The sequence below is a fragment of the Adhaeribacter rhizoryzae genome, assembly GCF_008629685.1.
Classification (GTDB): Bacteria; Bacteroidota; Bacteroidia; order Cytophagales; family Hymenobacteraceae; genus Adhaeribacter; species Adhaeribacter rhizoryzae.
Genome location: NZ_VWSF01000010.1, coordinates 86,255 through 109,426, shown reverse-complemented (window position 1 = coordinate 109,426; position 23,172 = coordinate 86,255). Strand labels below are relative to the sequence as shown.

At 43.1% G+C, this 23,172-nt stretch carries 20 protein-coding genes; 12 read left to right on the top strand and 8 right to left on the bottom strand.

Annotation, left to right across the window (positions count from 1 at the left end; genetic code table 11):
• Positions 1 to 71 precede the first annotated feature (71 nt).
• From F0145_RS14095 to F0145_RS14075, 5 genes are all read right to left on the bottom strand, one after another.
• The gene (locus tag F0145_RS14095) at positions 72 to 971 is read right to left on the bottom strand and encodes a DUF2279 domain-containing protein (protein WP_223816062.1); all 900 of its coding nucleotides are present in this window, start codon (positions 969 to 971) and stop codon (positions 72 to 74) included.
• A 173-nt stretch (positions 972 to 1,144) separates the two neighbouring features.
• Complete coding sequence (locus F0145_RS14090; protein ID WP_150089057.1) at positions 1,145 to 2,002, bottom strand: N-acetylglucosamine kinase; 858 nt, start codon at positions 2,000 to 2,002, stop codon at positions 1,145 to 1,147.
• A gap of 226 nt (positions 2,003 to 2,228) precedes the next feature.
• Positions 2,229 to 3,551 (bottom strand): MFS transporter, encoded by a 1,323-nt coding sequence (locus F0145_RS14085; RefSeq protein ID WP_190277552.1) that lies wholly within the window; start codon positions 3,549 to 3,551, stop codon positions 2,229 to 2,231.
• Positions 3,552 to 3,626: 75 nt separating this feature from the next.
• On the bottom strand, positions 3,627 to 5,438 hold the full coding sequence (locus F0145_RS14080; RefSeq protein ID WP_223816061.1) for an alpha-amylase family glycosyl hydrolase: 1,812 nt from the start codon (positions 5,436 to 5,438) through the stop codon (positions 3,627 to 3,629).
• Positions 5,439 to 5,621: 183 nt separating this feature from the next.
• Positions 5,622 to 7,841 carry a glycosyl hydrolase family 65 protein gene (locus tag F0145_RS14075; protein WP_150089055.1) on the bottom strand — a complete coding sequence of 740 codons (2,220 nt, stop codon included), beginning with the start codon at positions 7,839 to 7,841 and terminating at the stop codon, positions 5,622 to 5,624.
• A 761-nt stretch (positions 7,842 to 8,602) separates the two neighbouring features.
• Between F0145_RS14075 and F0145_RS14070 the strand changes: the two genes are divergently transcribed.
• The 8 genes from F0145_RS14070 (at position 8,603) to aroF (ending at position 16,775) form a co-directional block, all read left to right on the top strand.
• Positions 8,603 to 10,015, top strand: coding sequence for an anthranilate synthase component I family protein (locus tag F0145_RS14070; RefSeq protein ID WP_150089054.1), 1,413 nt, complete (start codon positions 8,603 to 8,605; stop codon positions 10,013 to 10,015).
• A 127-nt stretch (positions 10,016 to 10,142) separates the two neighbouring features.
• Positions 10,143 to 10,742: an anthranilate synthase component II gene (locus F0145_RS14065; protein ID WP_150089053.1), complete on the top strand. Its 600-nt coding sequence runs from the start codon at positions 10,143 to 10,145 to the stop codon at positions 10,740 to 10,742.
• Positions 10,743 to 10,923: 181 nt separating this feature from the next.
• A complete protein-coding gene (gene trpD / locus F0145_RS14060; RefSeq protein WP_150089052.1) occupies positions 10,924 to 11,910 on the top strand; it encodes an anthranilate phosphoribosyltransferase in 987 nt (328 codons plus the stop codon).
• A gap of 119 nt (positions 11,911 to 12,029) precedes the next feature.
• On the top strand, positions 12,030 to 12,830 hold the full coding sequence (trpC, locus tag F0145_RS14055) for an indole-3-glycerol phosphate synthase TrpC (protein ID WP_150089051.1): 801 nt from the start codon (positions 12,030 to 12,032) through the stop codon (positions 12,828 to 12,830).
• 2 nt (positions 12,831 to 12,832) lie between these two features.
• The gene (locus F0145_RS14050; RefSeq protein WP_150089050.1) at positions 12,833 to 13,516 is read left to right on the top strand and encodes a phosphoribosylanthranilate isomerase; all 684 of its coding nucleotides are present in this window, start codon (positions 12,833 to 12,835) and stop codon (positions 13,514 to 13,516) included.
• Positions 13,517 to 13,627: 111 nt separating this feature from the next.
• A complete protein-coding gene (trpB, locus tag F0145_RS14045) occupies positions 13,628 to 14,830 on the top strand; it encodes a tryptophan synthase subunit beta (RefSeq protein ID WP_150089049.1) in 1,203 nt (400 codons plus the stop codon).
• Positions 14,820 to 15,614, top strand: coding sequence for a tryptophan synthase subunit alpha (trpA, locus tag F0145_RS14040; RefSeq protein WP_150089048.1), 795 nt, complete (start codon positions 14,820 to 14,822; stop codon positions 15,612 to 15,614). The genes trpB and trpA overlap by 11 nt, the downstream gene beginning before the upstream one ends.
• Positions 15,615 to 15,758: 144 nt before the next feature.
• On the top strand, positions 15,759 to 16,775 hold the full coding sequence (gene aroF, locus F0145_RS14035) for a 3-deoxy-7-phosphoheptulonate synthase (protein ID WP_150089047.1): 1,017 nt from the start codon (positions 15,759 to 15,761) through the stop codon (positions 16,773 to 16,775).
• A 94-nt stretch (positions 16,776 to 16,869) separates the two neighbouring features.
• Here the strand turns inward: aroF and F0145_RS14030 are convergent, their stop codons facing one another.
• Positions 16,870 to 17,769, bottom strand: a complete 900-nt coding sequence (locus tag F0145_RS14030; protein ID WP_150089046.1) for a dienelactone hydrolase family protein — start codon at positions 17,767 to 17,769, stop codon at positions 16,870 to 16,872.
• Between the two features lie 354 nt (positions 17,770 to 18,123).
• On the opposite strand from F0145_RS14030, the gene F0145_RS14025 reads away from it, so the two are divergent.
• A complete protein-coding gene (locus F0145_RS14025) occupies positions 18,124 to 19,419 on the top strand; it encodes a M20/M25/M40 family metallo-hydrolase (protein ID WP_150089045.1) in 1,296 nt (431 codons plus the stop codon).
• Positions 19,420 to 19,498: 79 nt separating this feature from the next.
• On the opposite strand, the gene F0145_RS14020 is transcribed toward F0145_RS14025, so the two are convergent.
• A complete protein-coding gene (locus F0145_RS14020; RefSeq protein ID WP_150089044.1) occupies positions 19,499 to 19,831 on the bottom strand; it encodes a tetratricopeptide repeat protein in 333 nt (110 codons plus the stop codon).
• A 64-nt stretch (positions 19,832 to 19,895) separates the two neighbouring features.
• On the opposite strand from F0145_RS14020, the gene F0145_RS14015 reads away from it, so the two are divergent.
• The 3 genes from F0145_RS14015 to F0145_RS14005 are packed head-to-tail and all read left to right on the top strand — an operon-like array spanning position 19,896 to position 22,224.
• Positions 19,896 to 20,633, top strand: coding sequence for an electron transfer flavoprotein subunit beta/FixA family protein (locus F0145_RS14015; protein WP_150089043.1), 738 nt, complete (start codon positions 19,896 to 19,898; stop codon positions 20,631 to 20,633).
• 6 nt (positions 20,634 to 20,639) lie between these two features.
• Positions 20,640 to 21,611, top strand: coding sequence for an electron transfer flavoprotein subunit alpha/FixB family protein (locus tag F0145_RS14010; protein WP_150089042.1), 972 nt, complete (start codon positions 20,640 to 20,642; stop codon positions 21,609 to 21,611).
• 10 nt (positions 21,612 to 21,621) lie between these two features.
• Positions 21,622 to 22,224 carry a bifunctional nuclease family protein gene (locus F0145_RS14005; protein ID WP_150089041.1) on the top strand — a complete coding sequence of 201 codons (603 nt, stop codon included), beginning with the start codon at positions 21,622 to 21,624 and terminating at the stop codon, positions 22,222 to 22,224.
• A gap of 98 nt (positions 22,225 to 22,322) precedes the next feature.
• On the opposite strand, the gene F0145_RS14000 is transcribed toward F0145_RS14005, so the two are convergent.
• A complete protein-coding gene (locus F0145_RS14000) occupies positions 22,323 to 23,150 on the bottom strand; it encodes an ABC transporter ATP-binding protein (protein WP_150089040.1) in 828 nt (275 codons plus the stop codon).
• Positions 23,151 to 23,172 lie beyond the last annotated feature (22 nt).

Sequence of the window (23,172 nt, the reverse complement as noted above, 5' to 3'; positions counted from 1 at the left end):
CAGGCTTTTATTTGATAAACAGAATATTTAATAAATGAAATGCGCCCGCATTTACCTGTTAAGGAATATTCTTAAAAATAAACGGGGTGAAAGCGTAAACCTTTTTTCCGGTTATACTCCAGGGTAGGGGCTGGCAAATGAACCATGCTGATAACGCTGAAGGCCGTGCGCAATAATTTATGCCGGGTTTTTACATGCAATAAATTTAAATCTAAAGCCAAATAATATTGCCGGTAAGCATCAAAGCCGTTCTGGTTATTTTCTTGAGGCATGCCGTAAACCATGCGCTGCCCACCGTAGCCCAACGCCAGATTCAGCCATTTGGGATAGCGGCTTTGGGATGTTAAAAACGCAGCAATATCTGCAGCGAGCCAATACGTTTGCCCATTATAATCCTTTAATATTTCTTCGGGTAAATTGCTGCCCAAAATATTTGGCCGCAGCCGGGCGTAAGGTGTCCGGTGAAAAGAAAACTTAGGCATTATTTTTAACTCGCCCCAGGCCAACTGCTGAACCAGTACCGCCAAAGAACCCGCTGCATTGGCTCCTAAATCGCCCACCGAAGCGCCGTATTCGGCGGCGTAACCATCCAGTAGTTCTATCGGCGATTGTAAGGCAAAACCCAGTAAGCTGCCGTAAATGATAGCTTTTTGCTCGGGTACCCTGGCGGCGCGCAGGGCATCAATGCCTAAGCGGCTCTCGTGGAAAGCGCCCCAAAAATGCCCCACTTTGTCTAGTTGCTGCCATTCCGGGTTATCGTTAAAAAAATGGAATTTTGTTTTTTCGGATTTATCGTACCAGGTTTGGCTCAGGCCCACTAACATACCCGTATAGCCTATGGCTAGTCCGGCCGCGGCTAATTTCAGACCTTTGGCAGGCTTAAGCTTATCGAGAGCAGGTGTAATCGTATCAGCAACAATAGTAGTAGTTGGCTGGGCAAATGTTTGGTAAGAATATATTGGGCAAAACAAAAGCAACCAGCTTAATTTCTTTAAACGGGTATAAAGGGAGCTATGCGGGAAAAAAAGATTTTTTAGCTTCAAGCCAGATAATGCCAGGAAAGGAGCAAAGGTAGGTAAGCGGCTAGTAAATAAAAAAGGCTTCTGCCGGTAAACAGAAGCCTTTAAATAATTTAGCTTAAATATTATAAATCGCTTTTGGCTAATACTTGGTGGTAATAAACCAAATTATCTATTGGGGATCTGATAATGGTACCCATTTCCATGCCGTGCTCCAAAGCTACTTCTTCCAGAATATCGCGGAAATTGTAAGCTACGGAACCTACGCAATTAAAAGTATGATCCTGATAACCGGGGTAGTGGCAAACTAAGTTTCTAAAGAAAGCATCGAACGATTCTTTCACCACTTCGCGGGAATAAGAAAAGTTATTGTTTTCGTATAAGAATTTGCTGAAACTAGCTAAAAAGCGGTTGGGTAAAGGTTTGTTGTAAAGATGATCGAATATTGCTTCGTTATCGAGTTCGTAAGTATCTTTAAATATTTTAGACATGCCTTCGGGTAAATAACCCCGCATATAATCGCGTAGTAAGCGCTTGCCCAAAGAAGACCCACTGCCTTCGTCGCCCAGGAAATAACCCAGCGAGTCGATGTTCATGGTTACGTCATGGCCGTCGTAAAAGCAGGTGTTGGTACCAGTACCCAAGATAGCCGCAAAGCCGGCATCAACGCCCAGCAACGCGCGGGCCGCAGCCAGCAAATCGTGACCTACTTTTACTTTTGCTGTGGTGAAAACAGCGCGCATGGCAGCCGCTACTATTTCGTTATTTTCCGGCGTAGAACATCCTGCCCCATAATAATATACCTCCGATACAGCTGTTTTCTGTAAGTTTTCGGGTAAGTTTTTTTGCAGGGAAGAAATAATGGTAGGGGTGTCGGAAAAATATGGGTTATACCCTTCGGTATTGAAATAGACTTTAGAATTAGATTCTGTAATTAAGCACCAGCTCGTTTTGGTTGAACCACCATCAGCAATAATAATCATAGATTGTCTTAAAAATATTTTTGGGTGAATATTTTAAATTAAAGTACTATCCTTTTTAACCCCATTGGTTATTGTGGCTGACCTTGTAAACAGCTAGTATAAATTAATGGGCTTGTAAACTTATTTAAATTATTAATAAATGTATAACAATTCTGTAATAATTTGAATAAAGCTACTCATTTTTAAACTTAAAACTAACCCTAAGCTGGTGCTTTTTTAGTTTAAATTAATCGGAATCCTGTACCAGCAAGGTTAAAAAACCCGATATAATCATGGCGCAACCGCCTACTATTAAGGTGTAAATGGCCTGTCCGTCAAATAATTTTTCGGTAAAAAAGCCCAGGACAGAACCAGCCACAATTTGCGGAATTACAATAAAAAAGTTAAACACCCCCATATAAAACCCCATTTTATGCGCTGGTAAGGCACCCGCCAGAATAGCATAAGGCATAGATAAAATACTCGACCAGGCAACGCCCACACCCACCATAGATATTAACAATAAGTTAGGATCAGAAATAAAGTAGGTAGATATCAGGCCAATACCACCGCAGCACAAACAAATTAAGTGCGTTATTTTCCGGTTAGTAACCCGGGCCAGTAGCGGCAATAACAAGGCCGCTAGCGCCGAAACGCCATTATACACCGCGAAACAGACACCTACCCAATCGGCTCCTTCGTTGTATAAAGCTGAGATGGGATCAGAGGTGCCATACACGTGCTGCGTAACGGCTTTGGTGGTGTAAATCCACAAAGAAAATAGCGCAAACCACGAAAAAAATTGTACCACCGCCAGTTGCCGCATGGTTTTGGGCATGGTTACAATGCCACTTAAAGTTTCCTGTACCCCGTGCATAAAGCTGGTTTGCGCTTTTTCAGCGGCAAAGGCTGCCATGTCGTGGGGCGGGTATTCTTTGGTTTTAATAACGGTCCAGAGTACGGCGGTAAAAAAGGCAAATGCCCCCATGTAAAACGACCATTTTACGGAATCCGGGATTTCGCCGGCCGGTGCGGTATTATCTACCCCAAACCAATTGGTAAACATCCAGGGCAACATGGAGGCAACTACCGCACCTATTCCAATAAAAAAGGTTTGGGCCGCAAAGCCGGTAGTCCGTTGCTCCGAGGGTAAAAGATCGCCCACCAAAGCCCGGAAGGGTTCCATCGAAATATTAATAGAGGTATCCATAATCCAGAGCATGCCCACCGCCATCCAAAGCACCGACGAATTAGGCATTAAAATGAGCGCCAGCGAAGCCAATACAGCACCAATCATAAAGAAAGGACGACGCCGGCCCCAGGTTGGGCTCCAGGTTCGGTCGCTGAGGTAACCAATAATAGGCTGCACCACCAAACCCGTAACCGGAGCGGCCAGCCAGTATAAGGCAATTTCGGTGCCCCCTAACGTTTCGAAAATACGGCTGGTATTGGCGTTTTGTAGGGCAAAGCCAAACTGAATGCCTAAAAAGCCAAAGCTCATATTCCAGATTTGCCAGAAACTAAGCCTTGGTTTAGTAGGCAAGGGCAGGGTTGATGTTTGGGTATGCATGGGGGTGGGTGAGGCGTATTTAATCTGGTCTTAATATTTACCTATAATAAGGATAAAGGCTTAAATTTTAAGCCTTTATTCTCCAGTTAAATTAAAAATATAGGCGCTGAACGGCGGTAGCTTTAAGTTAATGTAGCCTACAACGTGGCTCGTTCTGTCTGTGGTAATATATTTTGCTTCCGGGTCTGGCGAAACTGTTAATATTTCGTTTATTTTTAAATGGTTATGGTTTGCAGCCACAAGCTTTAGTTCAGGTTCGTGAATGGGAATATTGGCCTGAATGGTTTGATTGCGATCGAAGTTAACGACTACTAATATTTTCTTTTGGGGCGTATGCCGCAGGTAAGCATATATTTTATGAGTGCCGTGGCCATGGTCGCCGACCGAGTGCGGGTGTAATTGGTAAAACTGACCGGTTCGGAGGACTTCTTCTTCCCGCACCAGGCTTAATAACTGGCGGTAGAAATTTCTTAAACTGCGTTGTTCGGGGCTTAAGCCGCCGCCATCAAATTGGCCGTTGTTCATCCATTTTTGGTGTTCGGGCACGCCCCAATAATCAAAAATAGTGGTACGCCCGTCTTCGCCCTGGAAACCTTCGGTACCTTTACCCGGTTCGCCAACTTCCTGGCCAAAATATAGCATAATTGGTCCTGAGGCCAGCGTAGCCGAAACGGTCATGGCCGGAACGGCTGCCCAAGGATTGCCGGCAAAATGATTAGAGGCAATGCGCTGCTCATCGTGGTTTTCCAGAAAACGCAGCATGTGCGAGCCTATACCCCGCGTTTCTTCTTTCCACGACCTGGTAATATCGGCGGTGTTTCCCTTACCTTCCATTAAGCGCCGAAGGCTGTCGTATAAACCTACTTTATCGTACAAGAAATCGAATTTACCTTGTTGAATGTAGTTGTGATATTCGTGCGGATTGTAGATTTCGGCAATAAAAATAATATCCTGGTTAAAACTCTTTATCTGCGGAATCAGCCAGGCCCAGAACTCCACCGGCACCATTTCGGCCATATCGCACCGGAAACCATCTACGCCTTTTTTAGCCCAGAATAAAAGAATGTTGCGCATCTTTAACCAGGTATCTGGTATAGGATCGAAGTGCTTGGTGCGGTGGTGCTGAATATCTACCCCGTAATTGAGTTTAATGGTTTCGAACCAATCGTTTATAGTAGGTGTGGCGGAGAAAACATCGTTACCGGTTACTTTAGCGGGATTCTCTACAAATTTTACCTCTTCCTGCTGGCCTTTTTCATTTTTACTTAAGGGATTATATGCTTTGGGCACAACCAGTTGCTGGCCCGGTATGTAGTAAAAATTATTCTGCGGACTAAAAGAAACGTGGGTATTATCGTGCGCACCAAAATCTTCTACTCCTGGGGGGCGCGCATCAGAATGGTAAGTGCGGGCTACATGGTTTGGCACAAAATCAATTATTACTTTTAAACCTTGTTGATGCGTCCGGTCCACCAAGGCTTCGAACTCGGCCATCCGGTTTTTTACATCTTCTGCTAAATCAGGATTTACATCGTAATAATCTTTTATGGCGTACGGCGAGCCGGCCCGGCCTTTCACTACATCAATAGCGTCGGTTTTAATATTAAAGGCAGTATAGTCGGTCATGGTGGCGTGCTCGATAATGCCGGTGTACCAAACGTGCGTCGTGCCTAGCTTTTTTATTTCGGCTAAAGCTTTTTCGGTGATGTCGTTGAATTTGCCAACGCCGTTTTCTTCGAGGCTGCCGTAAGTTTTGTTAGTCGTATTTTTATTGCCGAAAAGCCGGGTAAATATCTGGTAAATAATAAATTTATTATCGATTATAAGTTCATCAGAGTAATTATCCGGCGAAAGCGGAAGCGTTATTGTTTCATTGGACTTCGGCATTAAAGTATTAGTAGTAGGCAACGACATAGGTTTACAGGAAACTTGCTGGGTGATAATTGTTAAAAAGAATAAAATTGGTGTTTGTACGGCTTAAAAAACATTTTGTAAAGGCAAAGGGCGTTTTAATCTGAATGTTTTTTTAGAAGTAGCGCTAACCACAAATAATTAACCGGACGAAATGCCTTAAACCTTTTCAGGCTGCCGCTTAAAGCTGCCTATATTATTTGCCGGAATATTTTCTGCTTTGCCATAGAGGTAAAAAGTGAACGGTTGGTCGTCTTGGTTCAGGATTTTAATAGTAGATTGAGCAACGGTAATATCGAGTAAATGGCCCTGGAACCGGATTTTAAAAGTGTAAGATTGCCATTGCTCGGGTTTAATTGGATTTAAATAAAGCTGATTATTAAGGACGCGCATTCCGCCAAAACCTTTTACTACCGCTAACCAGGCACCAGCCATGCTGGTTAGGTCGCAGCTTTTTTCGGTTTCGTGGCGGTAATCGTCTAAATTATAGCGGGCCGAACGCATGAAATAATCGTAAGCCTGTTCTAAATAGCCTAGTTTGGCAGCCAGAACAGCGTGTATGCCCAGTAAGGAAGCAGCTTTTTGTCCGGTGCGGGCTGCGTAAAAATCGTAATTCCGGCGAATGGCAGCTAAGTCGTAGCGTTCTTCTAAAAAATATAAGCCTTCCAGCACATCTGGGTGCGGTATTATCTGCTGCTCGTTGGTTTCGGGTTTTGTTTCTAATATTTGTTCATTTTCTAAATAGCCATCCTGTGGCAGAAAAATACCTTTTTCTTCGTCTACCGGGAAATACATTTTATTTGATATTTCCAGCCAATTGGCAGTTTCCTTTTCTTCGTCGAAGTTTAATATTTCTTTTAAAGCTTCGTAACGAGTAGGTGCGGTTTGTTTTACCTCTTGCAAAGCGGCTAAAGTATATTCCAAAGTCCAGGCGGCTAGTGCGTTGGTGTACCAATTATTAGGATTAAGCTCGTATTTGTTTTTCTTCTCCGACCAGTTTACCTGTTGTGCCCCAAAGCGAGCAATGCCCACCAATATTTCTAAGCCGTGTTGGTATAAATATTCTGTATCGCCGGTGTAACAGATGTAATCGTAAATGGCCAAAGCAATAGCGCCATTCCGGTGAATTCCGGCAGCAATAAGTTCCAGGTTATCAAGGTTTTCTCCTCCATTTAAGGTACTTTCGGAAAACAGGGCAGCACCATTGTTAAAACCTGACTTTTGCGCATTTTCGATAGCTTTGGGCAAATGCTGGTATTGGTAAACGAGTAAGTTGCGGGCCACGTGCGGCTCGGTAGTAGCCAGGTAGAAGGGCAGGCAGTAAACTTCGGTAGGCCAGGTAGTAGCATCGCCGTAAGTTTCACCGGTAAACCCGCTCGGGCTAATATTCAGCCTTTCATCTTCGCCGGTATACGCTTGGTTTAAACTGAAAATATTAAACCGGATGGCTTGCTGCGCCGCTAAATCTCCTTTAATCACCAGGTCGCTGAGTTGCCACTTTTCGGCCCAAACCGCCGATTGGACATCCAACATTTCGGCAAAACCAATTTGCTTGGCGCGTTCCAGGGCTAAATTACAGGCAATAGCTAATTTTTCTGTGGGGTAATTTTCGGAAGTTACTACGGCGGCGTATTTATAGAGCACCAGTTGCTCGTTTTCGTTTACGGTAGCTGTTAAGCGGTTGCCAATATAATTATTCTGGCTAATCAGGGCCACGGTGGTTTCTACGCCGGCATTATCTTTTTCTAATTGCAGGCGCATGCCGGTACAAACCTGGAAAGGGATATTGGGGGTTTCGGTAATAATAAACCCAGCGCCCGGTTCTACTTCGCGGTCAATCTCCTGCCATTTTTGTTCTGTATTAATATTTGTGGTATTAACATGGGCATCTATATAAGGTGTAAGCGAAATAGCCCCGCTAAAATTTAAAGGCATTATAGCAAACCGGATAGCACCCAGTTCATCGTCGGCAATGCTCGTAAACCGCAACGCAGAAACTTCTACGGTTTTGCCGCTAGGCAGCTGCGCTTGAAAAGTTCGTTCCAAGTAACCTTCCCGCATATTTAGTTCCCGCCGGAAATCCAGCACCTGACAAGTAGCTAAATCGAGTTCTTCTCCGTCTATTTCTACATTAATTCCTATCCAATTGGGTGCGTTGCGTAGTTGGTTAGAATATTCAGATGTTCCGGTATTCTGGTCAGAAATGCCGGCTACATAATGGCCTGGCTGGGTTTCGCCGGAATATTTTTCTTCGAAACTAGCCCGGTGGCCCATGCGGCCGTTGCCGAGGCTGCAAACACTTTCGGTTATTTTATTGTACTCCGGGTAAAAGCCCTCTTCAATTAGCGACCACTCGTTAAGCGTTAAATATCTTTTCATTAAACCAGTTTCAGGTAATAAATTTTTACTCAGGTTGAATATTCCTATTAGCAGCAAATAAAGCCTTTAATAATGAAATAAAGTTAAGGTGGGGGAAAAAGTAGTATTATAATTTGCGTGTTCCACAAGATTAAAACGAAACAGATTTTTGGTCTAAGCAGTCCACTCGTGTCATTCAGGATGAAACTATTTAGCAGGCAACCAAATAGGTTCCTCCTGAATGACATAAATGGACTGCTTGAACTTCTATTTAAATTTAAACACTAGCGTAGCATTAATTTAAATATTAACAAAAGTAAATATTTAACGGGGCAAATTTTATTGTGCTACTACTAAAATCCATATTGCTGCTAAATTGGAGTAATATTTGGTTAGCTGAAATTGATTTATTTCTGAAATTCGAGCCGCCAAGCAGTATTAGCGGGGAAAGGTAAAGTAGTAGGATCAGAATAAAAGTTAAGCTATAAGCAAGCAGCCGTAAATGGCGTAATATTCCGGATACAAAAACTAATTAATTAGCAGGCTACAACTTAAACCTGCCTTCGCTCAATTTTAAATTAAAATATTTTGGATAAACCAAAAGCACCTTTATATTTGCGACAGAATGAAGAACATAACATTACATACTGCTGGTTGGTGGCACCTTTTAGAAAACTAAGAGCGTGAACGCGGCATACCTGTAATTTTATCATAGCGCATAAAAGAAAGCCCAAGTTCACACTTGGGCTTTTTTGTTTACTTACATCAACGAATCTTTTTAAATGGATAAGTTTAAACTCTATACGGTTCACAAGCATTTATTAGCCGATACCGTTACCCCGGTGGGTATTTATTTACAATTGCGCGATAAATACCGCAACTGCATTATGCTGGAAAGCTCTGATTATCATGGTCATGAAAATAGCTTCTCGTATATTTGTTGCGATCCGATTGGTGGATTTGAATTAAAGAATGGCGTAATCAGCCAATATTTTCCGGATGGCAAAGTAGAGCAAATTGCTTTAGAAGACCGGCGCGAAGCCGTAAGGCACCTGCAAGAGTTTGTAAACTGCTTCTACGTTAAAAAGCACGATTATAATTTTGTAAACAACGGCTTGTTTGGTTACATGGCTTATGATGCCGTAACGTATTACGAAGATATAAATTTCCGGCCTAAAGAAACGGCTTACGAAGGTTTACCCGAAATATACTATAGCCTGTACCGCTACGTAATTGTGGTGGATCATTTCAAAAACGACCTGTATATTTTTGAACACAGCATCGACGAAAACAACGACGGCAAAGGTTTGGCTAATCTGGAAGCGCTTATCCGCAATAAAAATATTCCTTCTTTTTCTTTTAAAGCCAACGACGACGAAACGTCTAACTATACCGACGAAGAATTTTTAAAAGTAATTGAACAAGGGCAGCACCATTGTAATATTGGCAATGTGTTCCAGATTGTGCTTTCGCGCCGGTTCTCGCAAGGTTTTAAAGGCGATGAATTTAATGCCTACCGGGCGCTGCGCTCCATTAATCCTTCGCCTTATTTATTTTATTTCGATTACGGCAATTTTAAAATTTTCGGTTCTTCGCCGGAAGCTCAGATATTATTAAAAGGCAATAAAGCCAGTATTTTCCCGATTGCCGGTACTTTCCGGCGCACCGGCGACGATGCCAAAGACGCCGAACTGGCCCGCAAACTTTACGAAGACCCCAAAGAAAATGCCGAACACGTAATGCTCGTAGATTTGGCCCGTAACGACCTGGGCCGCCACGGCGACGATGTAAACGTGGAGGTATTTAAAGAAGTGCAATATTATTCGCACGTTATTCACCTGGTTTCTAAAGTTACGAGCAACCGCAGCAAAGAAGTAGCCCCCATGTTAATGGTGGCCGATACTTTCCCGGCCGGCACCTTATCGGGCGCGCCTAAATATAAAGCCATGAGCATTATAGATGAACTGGAACCAACCGGCCGGGGCTATTATGGTGGTTGCATTGGCTTTATTGGTTTCAACGGCGACTTTAACCACGCCATTATGATCCGATCTTTCCTAAGCGTGCAAAACCGTTTGTATTACCAGGCGGGTGCCGGGGTGGTAGCTAAATCGGTGCTGGAGTCGGAACTAAACGAAGTAAACCACAAACTAGCAGCCCTCCGCAAAGCCTTAATTTTAGCCGCAGATATTTAATAAGGTTAATGGTTGAAAGTTTAAATACATTAAAGATTACCGGAATAAAATAAAGTAAATATTAAAGGTTTAAGGCAATAGTGGATAACCTTCAACTTTTAACCTTAAACTTTAAACTTTTCAGAAGATGAAAATATTAGTGTTGGATAATTACGATTCGTTTACTTATAACCTGGTGCAATTAATTAAGAAGCTAGGTTACGGTTCGAAGATGGATGTCTACCGGAACGATAAAATTGAGCTGAATGCGGTGGAGGAATACGATAATATTCTGCTTTCGCCGGGTCCGGGCGTACCTGCCGAAGCCGGTATTATGCCCGAATTAATTAAACGCTACGCACCTACCAAGAAAATATTTGGCGTTTGCCTGGGGCACCAGGCCATTGCCGAAGCTTTTGGTGGTTCGCTCCTGAATTTACCGGAACCCGTGCACGGCGTAGCTACACCCATCCGGGTTTCTTCCAACAACGAACCAATATTCCGGGGTTTACCCCACGAATTTAAAGCCGCCCGCTATCATTCCTGGGTAGTAGTACCTAAATCAATGCCCCACGAACTGGAAGTTACGGCCGTAGATAATGAAGGACAAATAATGGCCTTGCGCCACCGCGAATACAATGTAAAAGGCGTGCAGTTTCACCCCGAATCTATCTTAACTGAGCATGGCGATACCATGATGCGTACCTGGCTGAAAGGCTCTATTACGCCTAAAAAAAGCTGGATTTGATTTTTAAGTTGTTAGCAATTAGTAATTAGTTGTTAGGATTTGTTTTTTAGCTAGTAGCCTTATGTTTAAAGCTTTGGAAAACAACCTATTATTGCTACATTTTTAAATTAACAAATCAGCACATTAGCACATCAGCACATTAGCACATCAGCACATTAGCAAAGCAGCACCTTAAATTATTATGAAAGAAATATTAATTCATTTAATTGAGCAAAAGGCCCTTACAAAAGAAACTGCCCGGCAGGTTTTAATGGACTTGAGTCAGGGCCGTTATAACCAAAGCGAAATGGCGGCTTTTATTACGGTTTTCCTGATGCGGAATATTACCGTAAGTGAACTGGAAGGTTTTCGCGATGCCATGCTCGAATTGTGCATCAAGCCGGATTTGGGTACCCACGATGTAATAGATTTATGCGGCACCGGCGGCGACAGCAAAGATACTTTTAATATTTCCACGCTGGCTTCTTTTGTAGTGGCCGGAGCCGGTTACAAAGTAGCCAAACACGGTAACTTCGGGGTATCGTCTATCTGCGGCTCTTCCAATATAATGGCACACTTTGGTTATCAGTTTACCAATGATTCGGATTTTTTGCGCCGTAAACTCGACGAAGCCAATATTTGTTTTTTACACGCCCAGGTTTTCCACCCGGCCATGAAAAACTTTGGCCCGATCCGGAAAGAACTTGGACTGAAAACATTTTTTAATATTCTGGGCCCCATGGTAAATCCGGCGCTGCCTAATTTTCAGATGGTAGGCGTGTTTAACCTCGAACTATTGCGGCTATATAATTATTTATATCAGCAAACCAACAAGCGCTATATTATACTGCATTCGCTGGATGGCTACGACGAAATATCTCTAACCTCGCCGTTTAAAATGGTAATGGCCGAAGGCGAACACCTGCTTACGCCGGAATCGTTAGGGTTTAAAACCGTTAATCAGGCTGAATTAAAAGGGGGTGACACCGTAGAAGAATCGGCGGCAATTTTTAAAAATGTGCTGGAAAACAAAGGAACCGAAACGCAGAAAAATGCGGTAATCGCCAACGCCGGCATGGCAATATTTTGCGCTAACCCTAAATTAAAGGTGCCGGAGGCCATCGCCGCCGCTCGCGAATCCTTGGAATCGGGCAATGCTTTGCAGGCCTTTAAAAAGTTGCTTGCTTAATTTTAAAGGTACAAGTAATATTTATCTGCAATTAAATTAAGTTGCTTATTTTAAATATAATATTAAGTTTTACTTAAACTTTTCATCTATGGTTTTAAGCCATAGTTAACGTAACAAAAATGAATATTCTGGAAGAAATTGCGGCGTATAAACAAACAGAAGTAGCCGACCGCAAAAGTATTGTGCCGGTAAAATTACTGGAGCGGAGCATCTACTTCGAAACGCAGCCCGTTTCTTTAAAAAAATATCTCTTGCGGCCAAATTTAAGTGGCATTATTGCGGAGTTTAAACGCAAGTCGCCGTCCTTGGGTATGATAAACCCTCATGCTTCCGTCGAGAAAACAACCATGGGTTACATGCAGGCGGGTGCTTCGGCGCTTTCGGTACTAACCGACCAGAATTATTTCGGCGGCAAAAACGAAGACTTAACTACTGCCCGCAAGTATAATTTCTGTCCCATTCTGCGCAAAGATTTTATCGTGGATGAATACCAAATTATAGAGGCCAAATCAATTGGGGCCGATGTAATATTGCTGATTGCCGGTATTCTGGAAACACCTAAGCTTAACCAACTGGCAGATTTTGCCCGCTCGCTAGGGCTGGAAATATTGCTGGAAGTACACGACCGGGAAGAACTGGAGCGCACCCTCAGCGACAAAGTAGATGTAATTGGCGTAAACAACCGCAACCTGAAAGATTTTACCGTCAGCATCGAAACCTCTAAAGAACTGGCCGCCCTTATTCCGGATAGCTTTATTAAAGTATCGGAGAGTGGCATTGGCAAACCCGAAACCATCCGGGATTTGCGCCAATTTGGTTACCAAGGATTTTTAATGGGCGAAGCCTTTATGAAAACCAGCCGCCCCGAGAAAGCTTGTGCCGATTTTATTCATGCGCTACAACAAACAACTGAAGTTTAAGTATGCAAGCTGCTGCTAATCTGGATAATAGATTAACCCAGGATACCCTCCGGTTGAAGGTGTGCGGCATGCGGCAAGCAGAAAATATTGAAGCAATTCTGGCTTTAAAACCAGACTACCTCGGTTTTATTTTTTACCCGAAATCAAGCCGGTTTGTAGGCGAAGAACTTCCGGCAGAAATTTTAAACCAGATACCAACGAGTACCCAAAAAGTTGGGGTTTTTGTAAATGAACCGGTTGCAAATATTCTCGAAAAAGTAAGAAAATATAAGCTGGATGCGGTACAACTACACGGAGAGGAATCGCCGGCAATGTGTCAGGAACTCAAAGCGGCTTCTTTGATAGTGTTAAAGGCTTTTTCGGTTGATGATGCGTTTGATTTTAATACGTTAAAGCCTTACGAAGGAACCTGCCATTATTATTTATTCGATACTAAAGGAAAAGAATACGGCGGCAATGGCGTGCGGTTTAATTGGGAAATATTAAAAAATTATTCCGGCGAAACACCTTTTTTCATGAGTGGCGGCATCGATCTGGAGCATGCAGCGCAAATAAAAGCTTTAGAATTGCCCTTGCTAAAAGGTATCGATATTAACAGCCGGTTTGAATTAAGCCCGGCCTTGAAAGACAGCAACAAAGTAGCATCGTTTTTCCGACAAATACGGGAGCCAGAAACCACAACCTAATATTTAGATGAAAAGATAAATATTACTGTGAGTCAGTACTTTAGCTGACGTAAATTAATGATATAAAAGACTTAAGCTTGGCTGGAAAAACTGGCTATAAATCCTAAATTAATGAAATATTCAGTTGATGAACGCGGGTACTATGGTAATTATGGCGGCGCTTATATTCCGGAAATGCTGTACCCGAACGTAGAAGAACTTCGGCAAAAATACCTGGAGATTATTTATGAACCGGGTTTCCAGGAAGAATTGCAAGGTTTGCTGCGCGATTATGTAGGCCGGCCCACACCTTTGTACTACGCCCAACGGTTATCCGAAAAGTTTAAAGCCAAAATTTATTTAAAGCGCGAAGACTTAGCCCACACCGGTGCACACAAAATAAATAACACGGTTGGGCAAATATTATTGGCTAAACGCTTAGGCAAAACCCGTATCATTGCTGAAACCGGGGCTGGTCAGCATGGCGTGGCTACGGCTACGGTTTGCGCCTTGGCCGGTTTAGAATGCGTGGTATACATGGGCAAGATAGATACGGAGCGCCAAAAGCCAAACGTGGCCCGCATGCAATTATTGGGTGCTACCGTAGTGCCCGTAACATCCGGCAGCCAGACTTTAAAAGACGCGACAAACGAAGCCATCCGGGATTGGATCAGCAATCCGGAAGATACCCATTACATTATTGGTTCGGTAGTAGGTCCGCATCCTTACCCTGATATGGTGGCTCGTTTTCAAGCAGTTATAAGCGAAGAAGTAAAGCAACAGTTGCAGGAAAAAGAAGGTCGTGCTAATCCGGATTACGTGGTGGCTTGTGTAGGTGGTGGGAGCAATGCCGCCGGTGCTTTCTATCATTACTTGAACGAGCCCGATGTAAAATTAGTAGCCGTAGAAGCCGCCGGCCACGGGGTAGAAACAGGCTTTTCGGCGGCTACTTCGGTATTAGGTACGCTGGGAATTATTCATGGTAGCAAAACTTTGCTTATGCAAACTGAAGACGGCCAAATAGTTGAACCGCATTCTATATCGGCTGGTCTGGATTACCCGGGTATTGGGCCCATGCACGCACATTTGTGGGAAACCGGCCGGGCCAAGTTTTTCAGCATCACCGACGACGAAGCCATGCAAAGCGTGGTGTTGCTAAGCCGACTGGAAGGCATTATTCCGGCCATAGAATCGGCCCATGCATTATCGGCTTTAAATAAAATGGAACTGAAGCCAACTGATGTGGTGGTGCTTAACCTTTCGGGCCGCGGCGACAAAGATTTAGCGACTATTATTAATTACCTCGAAGATATCGAAAAACCAAATGGAGAATAGATTAGTTACCTTATTCCGGGAGAAGCGGGAGAATCTCCTGAACGTATATTTTACCGCCGGTTTCCCCGAACTCGAAAGCACCGGCGTAGTGCTGAAAACCCTGGAAGCCGCCGGCGCTGATATTGTAGAAATTGGCATGCCTTATTCCGACCCTTTAGCCGATGGTCCCACTATTCAGGCGAGTAATACAGAGGCTTTGCGCAACGGTATGTCTATCCGAAAATTATTCAGTCAATTGGCAGAAGTACGCGCCCAGGTAAGTTTGCCGATTATTCTAATGGGCTATCTGAACCCAGTACTACAGTTTGGGATAGAGCAGTTTTGCCAGGAAGCAGCGCGGGTAGGCGTTGACGGTCTAATTTTGCCGGATATGCCTTTGCACGAATATGAAGAAGAATATCTGCCTTTGTTCCAGAAATATAACCTTAGCCTTATTTTCCTGGTAACACCCCAAACCGCCGAAGAACGCATCCGGAAAATTGACGATTTAACTAATTCTTTCATTTACCTGGTTTCTTCGGCCAGCACCACCGGTATAAAGGTGGGCGGCGATAGCAAGCAGCTACAATATTTCCAACGCATTCAAAACCTAAACCTGAAAAATCCGAAGCTAATAGGTTTTGGCATTTCCGACCGTTCTTCTTTCCAGTTGGCTTGTAAATACGCTGAGGGTGCCATTATTGGTAGTGCCTTTATCAAAGTAATTCAGGAGAAAGAAAACCTGGAGCAAAATATCAGGCAATTCATCCAGGAAGTAAAAGCTCCGGAGTCTGTTTCTGCTTAAATCTTAAGTTTGAATAATTTATTTAGTAAGGCATATTTAAGTATTTAATAATTAGAATACTAACTACGAGTATTTATTTCTTAGTTGTATCCTTTTAAATCTTGAATTGCTAAAACTATCCACTAAAAGCTAACCGCTTAAAAAATGATTGTTCAGTTAAAGGAAGGAATACAGCAGCAGGAAAAAGCCGCTATTGTTTCCAGATTAAAGTCGGTGAAATACAAAGTAACGGAGGTGAACACCCAATGCTGCAATTATTTGGTGGGCATCGGGAAAAGTGAATTTGATATCCGGACCATCGGCCACATGCCTGGCATTAAAGATTTACACCGGGTTTCTGACGATTTTAAACTGGTTTCGCGGAAGTGGAAAGTAAATCCGTCGGTAGTAGATTTAGGCAATGGGCTGCAAATTAAACAAGGCAATTTTGCCATTATGGCCGGTCCTTGCTCCATCGAAGATGAGACCCAGATTCAGAAAACCATCGACCATTTAAAGGCCAATAATATTCAAATTATGCGGGGCGGTGTGTTTAAACCCCGGAGTTCACCTTATTCTTTCCGTGGCTTGGGCATAGATGGCTTAAAGTTATTTTACCGCATGTGCCGCGAGAACGGGATTAAAATTATTACCGAAGTAATGCAGGTGTCGCAGATTGCGCCCATGCTGGATTATGTAGATATATTTCAGGTGGGTGCCCGCAACACTCAAAACTTTAATTTACTGGATGAGCTGGGCAAAGTTGATAAACCCGTGATGATTAAACGTGGCATTTCCGGCACCATTGATGAATTGTTGTATTCGGCAGAGTACGTTTTTTCAGCCGGTAACGAAAAACTGATTTTGTGCGAACGCGGCATCCGGACCTACGAAACGGCCAGCCGCAATACTCTAGATTTAAACGCAGTTCCGATTTTAAAAGATAAAACCCATTTGCCGGTTATTGTAGATCCTTCGCACGGTATCGGTATACGGGAGTACATTGAGCCAATGGCTTTGGCCGCCGTTATGGCTGGTGCCGACGGTATTATTTACGAGACCCACGAAAAACCCGAAGAGGCCGCCTCCGATGGTGCCCAAACTTTAAACTTTGCCGAATCGGAAAGATTAGTAAATAAATTACGGGCTACTTATGAATTGAGGGAGCAGTTGGGTTTATAAATTAAAATAAGCGTTTGTAAAATACTCAAAAAAGAAAGAGGAGGTTAACACAACTGTTAACCTCCTCTTTTTTACTAAAAATATTTCCTTACCCTTAGTTATTCTTTAGGTTGAATTGTTCTTTTAAATCGAAACGATCACGTAAGTAGCTGGCTGCTAAGCGGTGGGTTTCGGCGGCAAATTTCTGGTGGTAGTTAGGGTTGCTAGGATTGGCAAAAGCGTGCTCGGCATCGTAAATGCGGGTTCTTATTTTTTTGCCGGCAGCTTTCATGTTGGCTTCAAATTCTTTAACTACTTCGGGGTTAATATTTTTTTCCTTTCCGGCAAAAAATCCCAGTACATCAGAATTTAGCATTTTTAAACGATCTACATTTTTCTCAGGCATGCCGTAGAACATAACACACCCCACTGTTTTCTTACCCCCAATAATGGCTGCCTGCAAAGACCAGCTTCCGCCAAAGCACCAACCAATGGTTGCAATTTCGGCTTTTTTACCCGCGTATTCCTGGGCACCTTTAATAATGGCTTCTGCTCGTTCAGAATTAACAGCTTGCACCAGTTTAACAGCTTCCTCCGAATTGGTAGCAACTTTGCCATCGTATAAATCCAGGGCAATTACGTTTACTTCACCTAAATCATTAAAATAGCTTTCGGCTTCTTTTTTAATGTGGTCGTTCAAACCCCACCATTCCTGGAAAACAAATAAATATTTATTCGATTTTTTAGCTGGCTTTAACTCGTAAGCGCGTCCGGTTTTACCATCGGGTGTACTAAAGGTTATCATTTTGCCAACCGCACTCACGTGTACGTAAGGCAACGGCGAGGCGTGGCCGCTTACAAATTGTTTATCATGGGTTAGCATAGCAAAAGCGGTTGGGGCCTGGTAGGGGTTGGTGCAGCAGCTATGGTTTGGGGTATGGCTGTGTGCCGTTTGGGCAAAACTATAGGCCAGACCCAGGACTAAAAATAAACAGGTAATTAAAAGCTTTTTCATAAAGAATAAATTTTCCGTGGGGTATGTACGCAAATTAGTGTAATGGAAGTTTATTAATTGTAGGAATATTTGTAGATATTTTAAAGCAAGTGAAACTGTAGGTAATGTTATTTTTATAACGAGTTGGGGGTAAATATTATATTAGAATTATTGTAAAGTTTTCGTCTAATAGTTCTTCTCCGGGTATAGTTAGTTTGGGCACTTGATGTTTTAAATGAGTTGCTGTATTCAAATATTCCAGAAGAAACAAAATCTTGTTTAAAATTACGTAATTGCAACAGCCAATATTAATATACGCAATTACAATTTTTACCAGGCCGGAAGGCCTTATGCCATTTAATACCGAATAAAACTATGCAAAAACGCTATTTAATCTTAGGTCTGTCTTTAGGCTTTTTAGGGCCGGCAACGGCTCAGAAAATAAAAATTAAAGAGAAAGAAGTAGCCCGGATTGTCCGGACTTTATCTGCGGATGATATGCAGGGCCGGCAAGTGTTTACGGCGGGTATTCAAAAAGCCAGCAGCTTTATTCAGCAGGAGTTTAAAAAAATTGGCTTAGAACATTTGTCGGGTTTAAATACTTACGAGCAATCTTTTACTACTTACCAGATTAAACCTACCAGTCAGCAGGTAACTTTAAACGGCGATATTATACCCGCCGAAGCGGTGATTGCCAGTGTTGCAACAGAAGAACTTAACCTAACCCAGAACAATCCGGCCGTTAAGCAGGCAAATATTACTGCTTCTGCCAATTTTGTGGCCGAAGCCGGTAAATATTTAAACCAGACCGAAAACACGCTGGTTTTGGTAGATCCCGCGCATGCCGCCATCTTTAAACGCTACAAAAATTACCTGGAGCATTCCAATATTAAACTGCAAAAACAGCCAAACGGCGTAATATTTATTTTAACGGACTTACCCCAAATAAATACATTTACGGTGGCCATAAAAAACAAGGTAACCGAACAGACACTAAATAATGTGGTTGGGGTGCTGCCGGGCAAATCCCGGAAAGAAGAATTCGTTATATTTTCGGCCCACTACGATCATATTGGCATTTTAGAGCCGATTAACGGCGATTCTATTGCCAATGGCGCCGACGATGATGCTTCGGGCACCACGGCGGTTATAGAATTAGCGAAACATTTTAAAAAGCAGAAAAACAACGAACGCACCTTAATATTTGTGGCTTTCACCGCCGAAGAAGTAGGCGGTTTTGGTTCCCAATATTTCTCGAAGCAACTAGACCCGCTTAAAATCTCAGCCATGTTTAACATTGAAATGATTGGTAAAGAATCGCAGTTCGGGCCAAATGCGGGTTTTATTACGGGTTTCGAACGTTCCGATTTTGGCACTATTCTGCAAAAGAACCTGGCCGGCAGCCCTTACCAGTTTCATCCGGACCCGTACACCCAGCAAAATTTATTTTACCGTTCCGATAATGCCACGTTAGCCCGCTTAGGCGTACCTGCGCACAGCATATCTTCCGATAAATTAGATACCGATAAATTATATCACTCCGTAGACGATGAGTTTGAAAGCTTGAATATCAGCAACATGACGCAAATTATTAAAGCTATTGCGAAAGGCGCAACCAGCATTATTTCGGGTGCCGATACGCCCACCAGAATTCCACCTTTAACCGATTAACTATTGGTGGGAGGCCTGGTAAAAAGTTTACAGTTAGATTTCTGAAGCTAGCGGAGAAGAAAAATAGGGTAGAAGATGATTAATCATCTTCGTAATCCAGGCCCATAAATTTGTTGTAAGCTTGCTGTAATTCTGAGAAAGCGTGCATGTTGCCTTCCTGCCGGCTAATTTGCATTCCTTTCTTATAAACCTGTTCGGCCTCATCTTTTTGGCCCAATTCATCGTACAGTTTGGCAGCATGGTAGTAAGTACCCACGTAGTTGGGGTGCTCGGCGAGCAGTTGCTCATAATATTCTTTTGATTTCTGGGTATCTATTTTTAAGTATTCGGTGGCTAAGGCATAAACAGTAAAAGCGTCAGACGGATCTTCTTTATAAAATTCCAAAAGTTGCTCTAAACGGGTAGGTGTCATTTCTATTTGATATAAAATTATTTAACTTCGCCCAAATTTATAGGTATAACGTAATATTTCAAGGATGAGGATATTAGTTTGTATAAGTAACGTTCCGGATACCACAACAAAAATTACATTTACGCCTGATAATAAAAATTTCAATATGGCTGGGGTGCAATTTGTTATAAATCCTTATGACGAATACGCGTTAACCCGGGCCATTGAACTTAAAGAAGCACAGGGCGGAACCGTTACGGTTATAAACGTAGGTGAAGCCGATTCTGATGCAAATATTAGAAAAGCCCTGGCCATTGGGGCCGATGAAGCCATTCGGGTAGATGCCAAACCGGTTGATGCCTTGTTTGTGGCCCGGCAAATTGCCCATTACGCACAGGAAGGTGGCTACGATTTAATCTTAATGGGAAAAGAATCGGTAGATTATAATGGTTTTCAGGTGCATGGCATGGTAGCCGAAATATTAGGTATACCGGCCATTGTACCGGCCATTAAATTAGACGTGAACGGTACGGCGGCAACCCTGGAGCGGGAAATTGAAGGCGGCAAAGAAATTATTACGGTTAATTTGCCGTTGGTAGCTAGTTGCCAGCAACCCATGGCCGAGCCCCGCATACCCAATATGCGCGGCATCATGACGGCCCGCACCAAACCCCTAAAAGTAGTTCCCGCTATAGAAGCCCAGCCAGCTACCTCTTACGAAAGTTATAGCTTACCCGAAAAGAAAACCGGCGTAAAACTGATTGATCCGGCCAACGCGGGTGAATTAATCAGGTTGTTAAGAAACGAAGCGAAAGTAATTTAAAGAACGATGGCGGTATTAGTTTTAATTGAATGCGCCGAAGGGCAAATTAAAAAATCAGCGTTAGAAGTAGCTTCTTACGGCTTTCAGGTGGCGCAAACACTTGGCACCACCGCTGCGGCGGTAGCCATAGGCGATATAAACCCGGAAGCTTTAACAGCACTAGGCAAACAAGGAATAACTAAGGTATACTACAATAATCAGCCGGAGGTGAAAAATTTTGTACCTGCGGCTTATGTGAACGTGATAGCCCAAGCGGCCGAAACGAGTCAGGCTAAGGTAATAATTTTAGCCAACAGCACCATTGGCAGTGCCGTAGGAGCCCGTTTGGCCGTACGACTTAACGCCAGCTTTGCCACCAACGTAGTTTCTTTACCCGAAATAAGCGGCGAATCCTTTAAAGTGCAACGGGGTGTTTTCTCCGGCAAAGCTTTTGCCGATGTAAACTTAACCGGCGACCGCAAAATTATAGCTGTTAAGAAAAACACCTTCGATATTGTAGAGCAGGAAGGTACCGCCGAAACAGAACAACTATCCTTAACTTTTTCCAGTGCCGATTTAGCCGGTGCGCCGCAGGAAACCATTAAAACAACTGGTAAAATATTGTTAACCGAAGCAGAAGTGGTAGTTTCGGGTGGCCGCGGTTTGCGTGGACCCGAAAACTGGCATTTAATTGAAGACTTAGCGGATGCTTTAGGGGCGGCTACGGCTTGTTCTAAACCGGTTGCCGATGTGGGTTGGCGCCCGCACCACGAGCACGTGGGCCAAACCGGTACTACTATCAGCCCAAATCTGTATATTGCAGCCGGCATCTCCGGCGCTATTCAGCATTTAGCCGGCGTTAACTCTTCTAAAGTAATTGTCGTTATCAACAAAGATCCGGAAGCACCCTTTTTTAAGGCGGCAGATTATGGCATAGTAGGGGATGTTGCTGAAGTTTTACCAAAATTAACAGAAGCAGCAAGAGCTTTGAATCAATAGAACTTATACAGTGAAAAAAATTCAATTAGAAATATTAGGCTTATCATCAAGCCAATCCCAAACAGGTTCTTTTGCGCTGGTTCTCGGCGAAAAAGATGGCAACCGTCGGTTACCCATTATTATTGGCATGTTCGAGGCGCAATCCATTGCCATTCAAATCGAAAAAATCAGCCCCAACCGGCCACTTACGCACGATTTATTTAAATCTTTTGCGCAGCATCTGCAAGTAAGTGTATTGGAGGTATTAATATCGGATTTAAAAGAAGGCGTTTTTTATTCTAAAATTGTTTGCTCCGACGGCGAACGGCAGTTTGATTTGGATGCGCGACCTTCGGATGCCATAGCCATTGGCCTTAGGTTTGGTGTGCCGATTTATACTGTTGAAAGTGTTTTATCGGAAGCTGGTATTATTTTAAGCGATTTAGAAGAAGACGACGAAGAAGAAACCGACGAGATTGAAACATCTGCTACCAGCGCTATTAGTGCCGAAGCTAAAAGTAATTTACGCGATGTATCTGTAGATGAACTAAATAAGTTGTTGGACGAGGCCCTGGAGAAAGAAGATTACGAAAGAGCTGCCAAAATTCGCGATGAGCTGAATAAAAGAAATTAATCTTAAAGTAATAAGTATATAGGTAAGTATTAGTTTATATACAATTACATAATATTCTAAGAGCCTGTATTTAGCTTTAAATACAGGCTCTGCTTTTTTTATTCCTGGGGCTTTTCTTCTTCTGGTTCCCGGTTGGTTTGGATAGTAGATAATTCATCTAAAGAACCTAGTTCTTCGTCTACTTTTTTAGCGGCCCGCATGAGGCTGCTGGCAAAAATAAATTCTTTTAGTTCCGGAACCGATGTGTCCATTATTTCTTCCCGACCGCCTTCCCACAATTTATTGCCTTTGTGCAAAAACATAATATTATCGCCTATTTCCATAACTGAGTTCATATCGTGGGTTACAATTACGGTGGTAATGTCGTATTCTTTGGTTAATTCGTAAATTAATTCATCAATCTTAATAGCGGTAAGCGGGTCGAGGCCCGAATTGGGTTCATCGCAGAACAAATACCGGGAGTTAGGTGCAATGGCGCGGGCAATACCCACGCGTTTTTTCATACCGCCGCTTATTTCCGAAGGCATTTTTTTACCGGCATTTTCCAAACCTACCCGCTTCAGGCAGAATTCTACCCGTTCCCGGCGTTCTTCCCGGCCCATTTTGGTAAGCATCCGCAACGGGAATTCCACGTTTTCTTCTACGTTCATCGAGTCGAATAAGGCGCTACCCTGAAAAAGCATGCCTATTTTACGCCGGATTTCCTGTTTTAAATCTAGTTTGTTGTTTGTAAAAACTTTGCCATCGTAGGTAATGCTGCCTAAATCTGGTTTTATCAGGCCCACAATGCATTGCAGCAACACACTTTTTCCGGTACCGCTGGCTCCTAAAAGCAGGTTGGTTCTACCAGATTCAAAAATGCCCGAAATGCCGTTGAGTACTTTTACACCATTAAAGGATTTTTGTATGTTATGAATTTCAATCATTTCTATTATCAATAATTTGCTT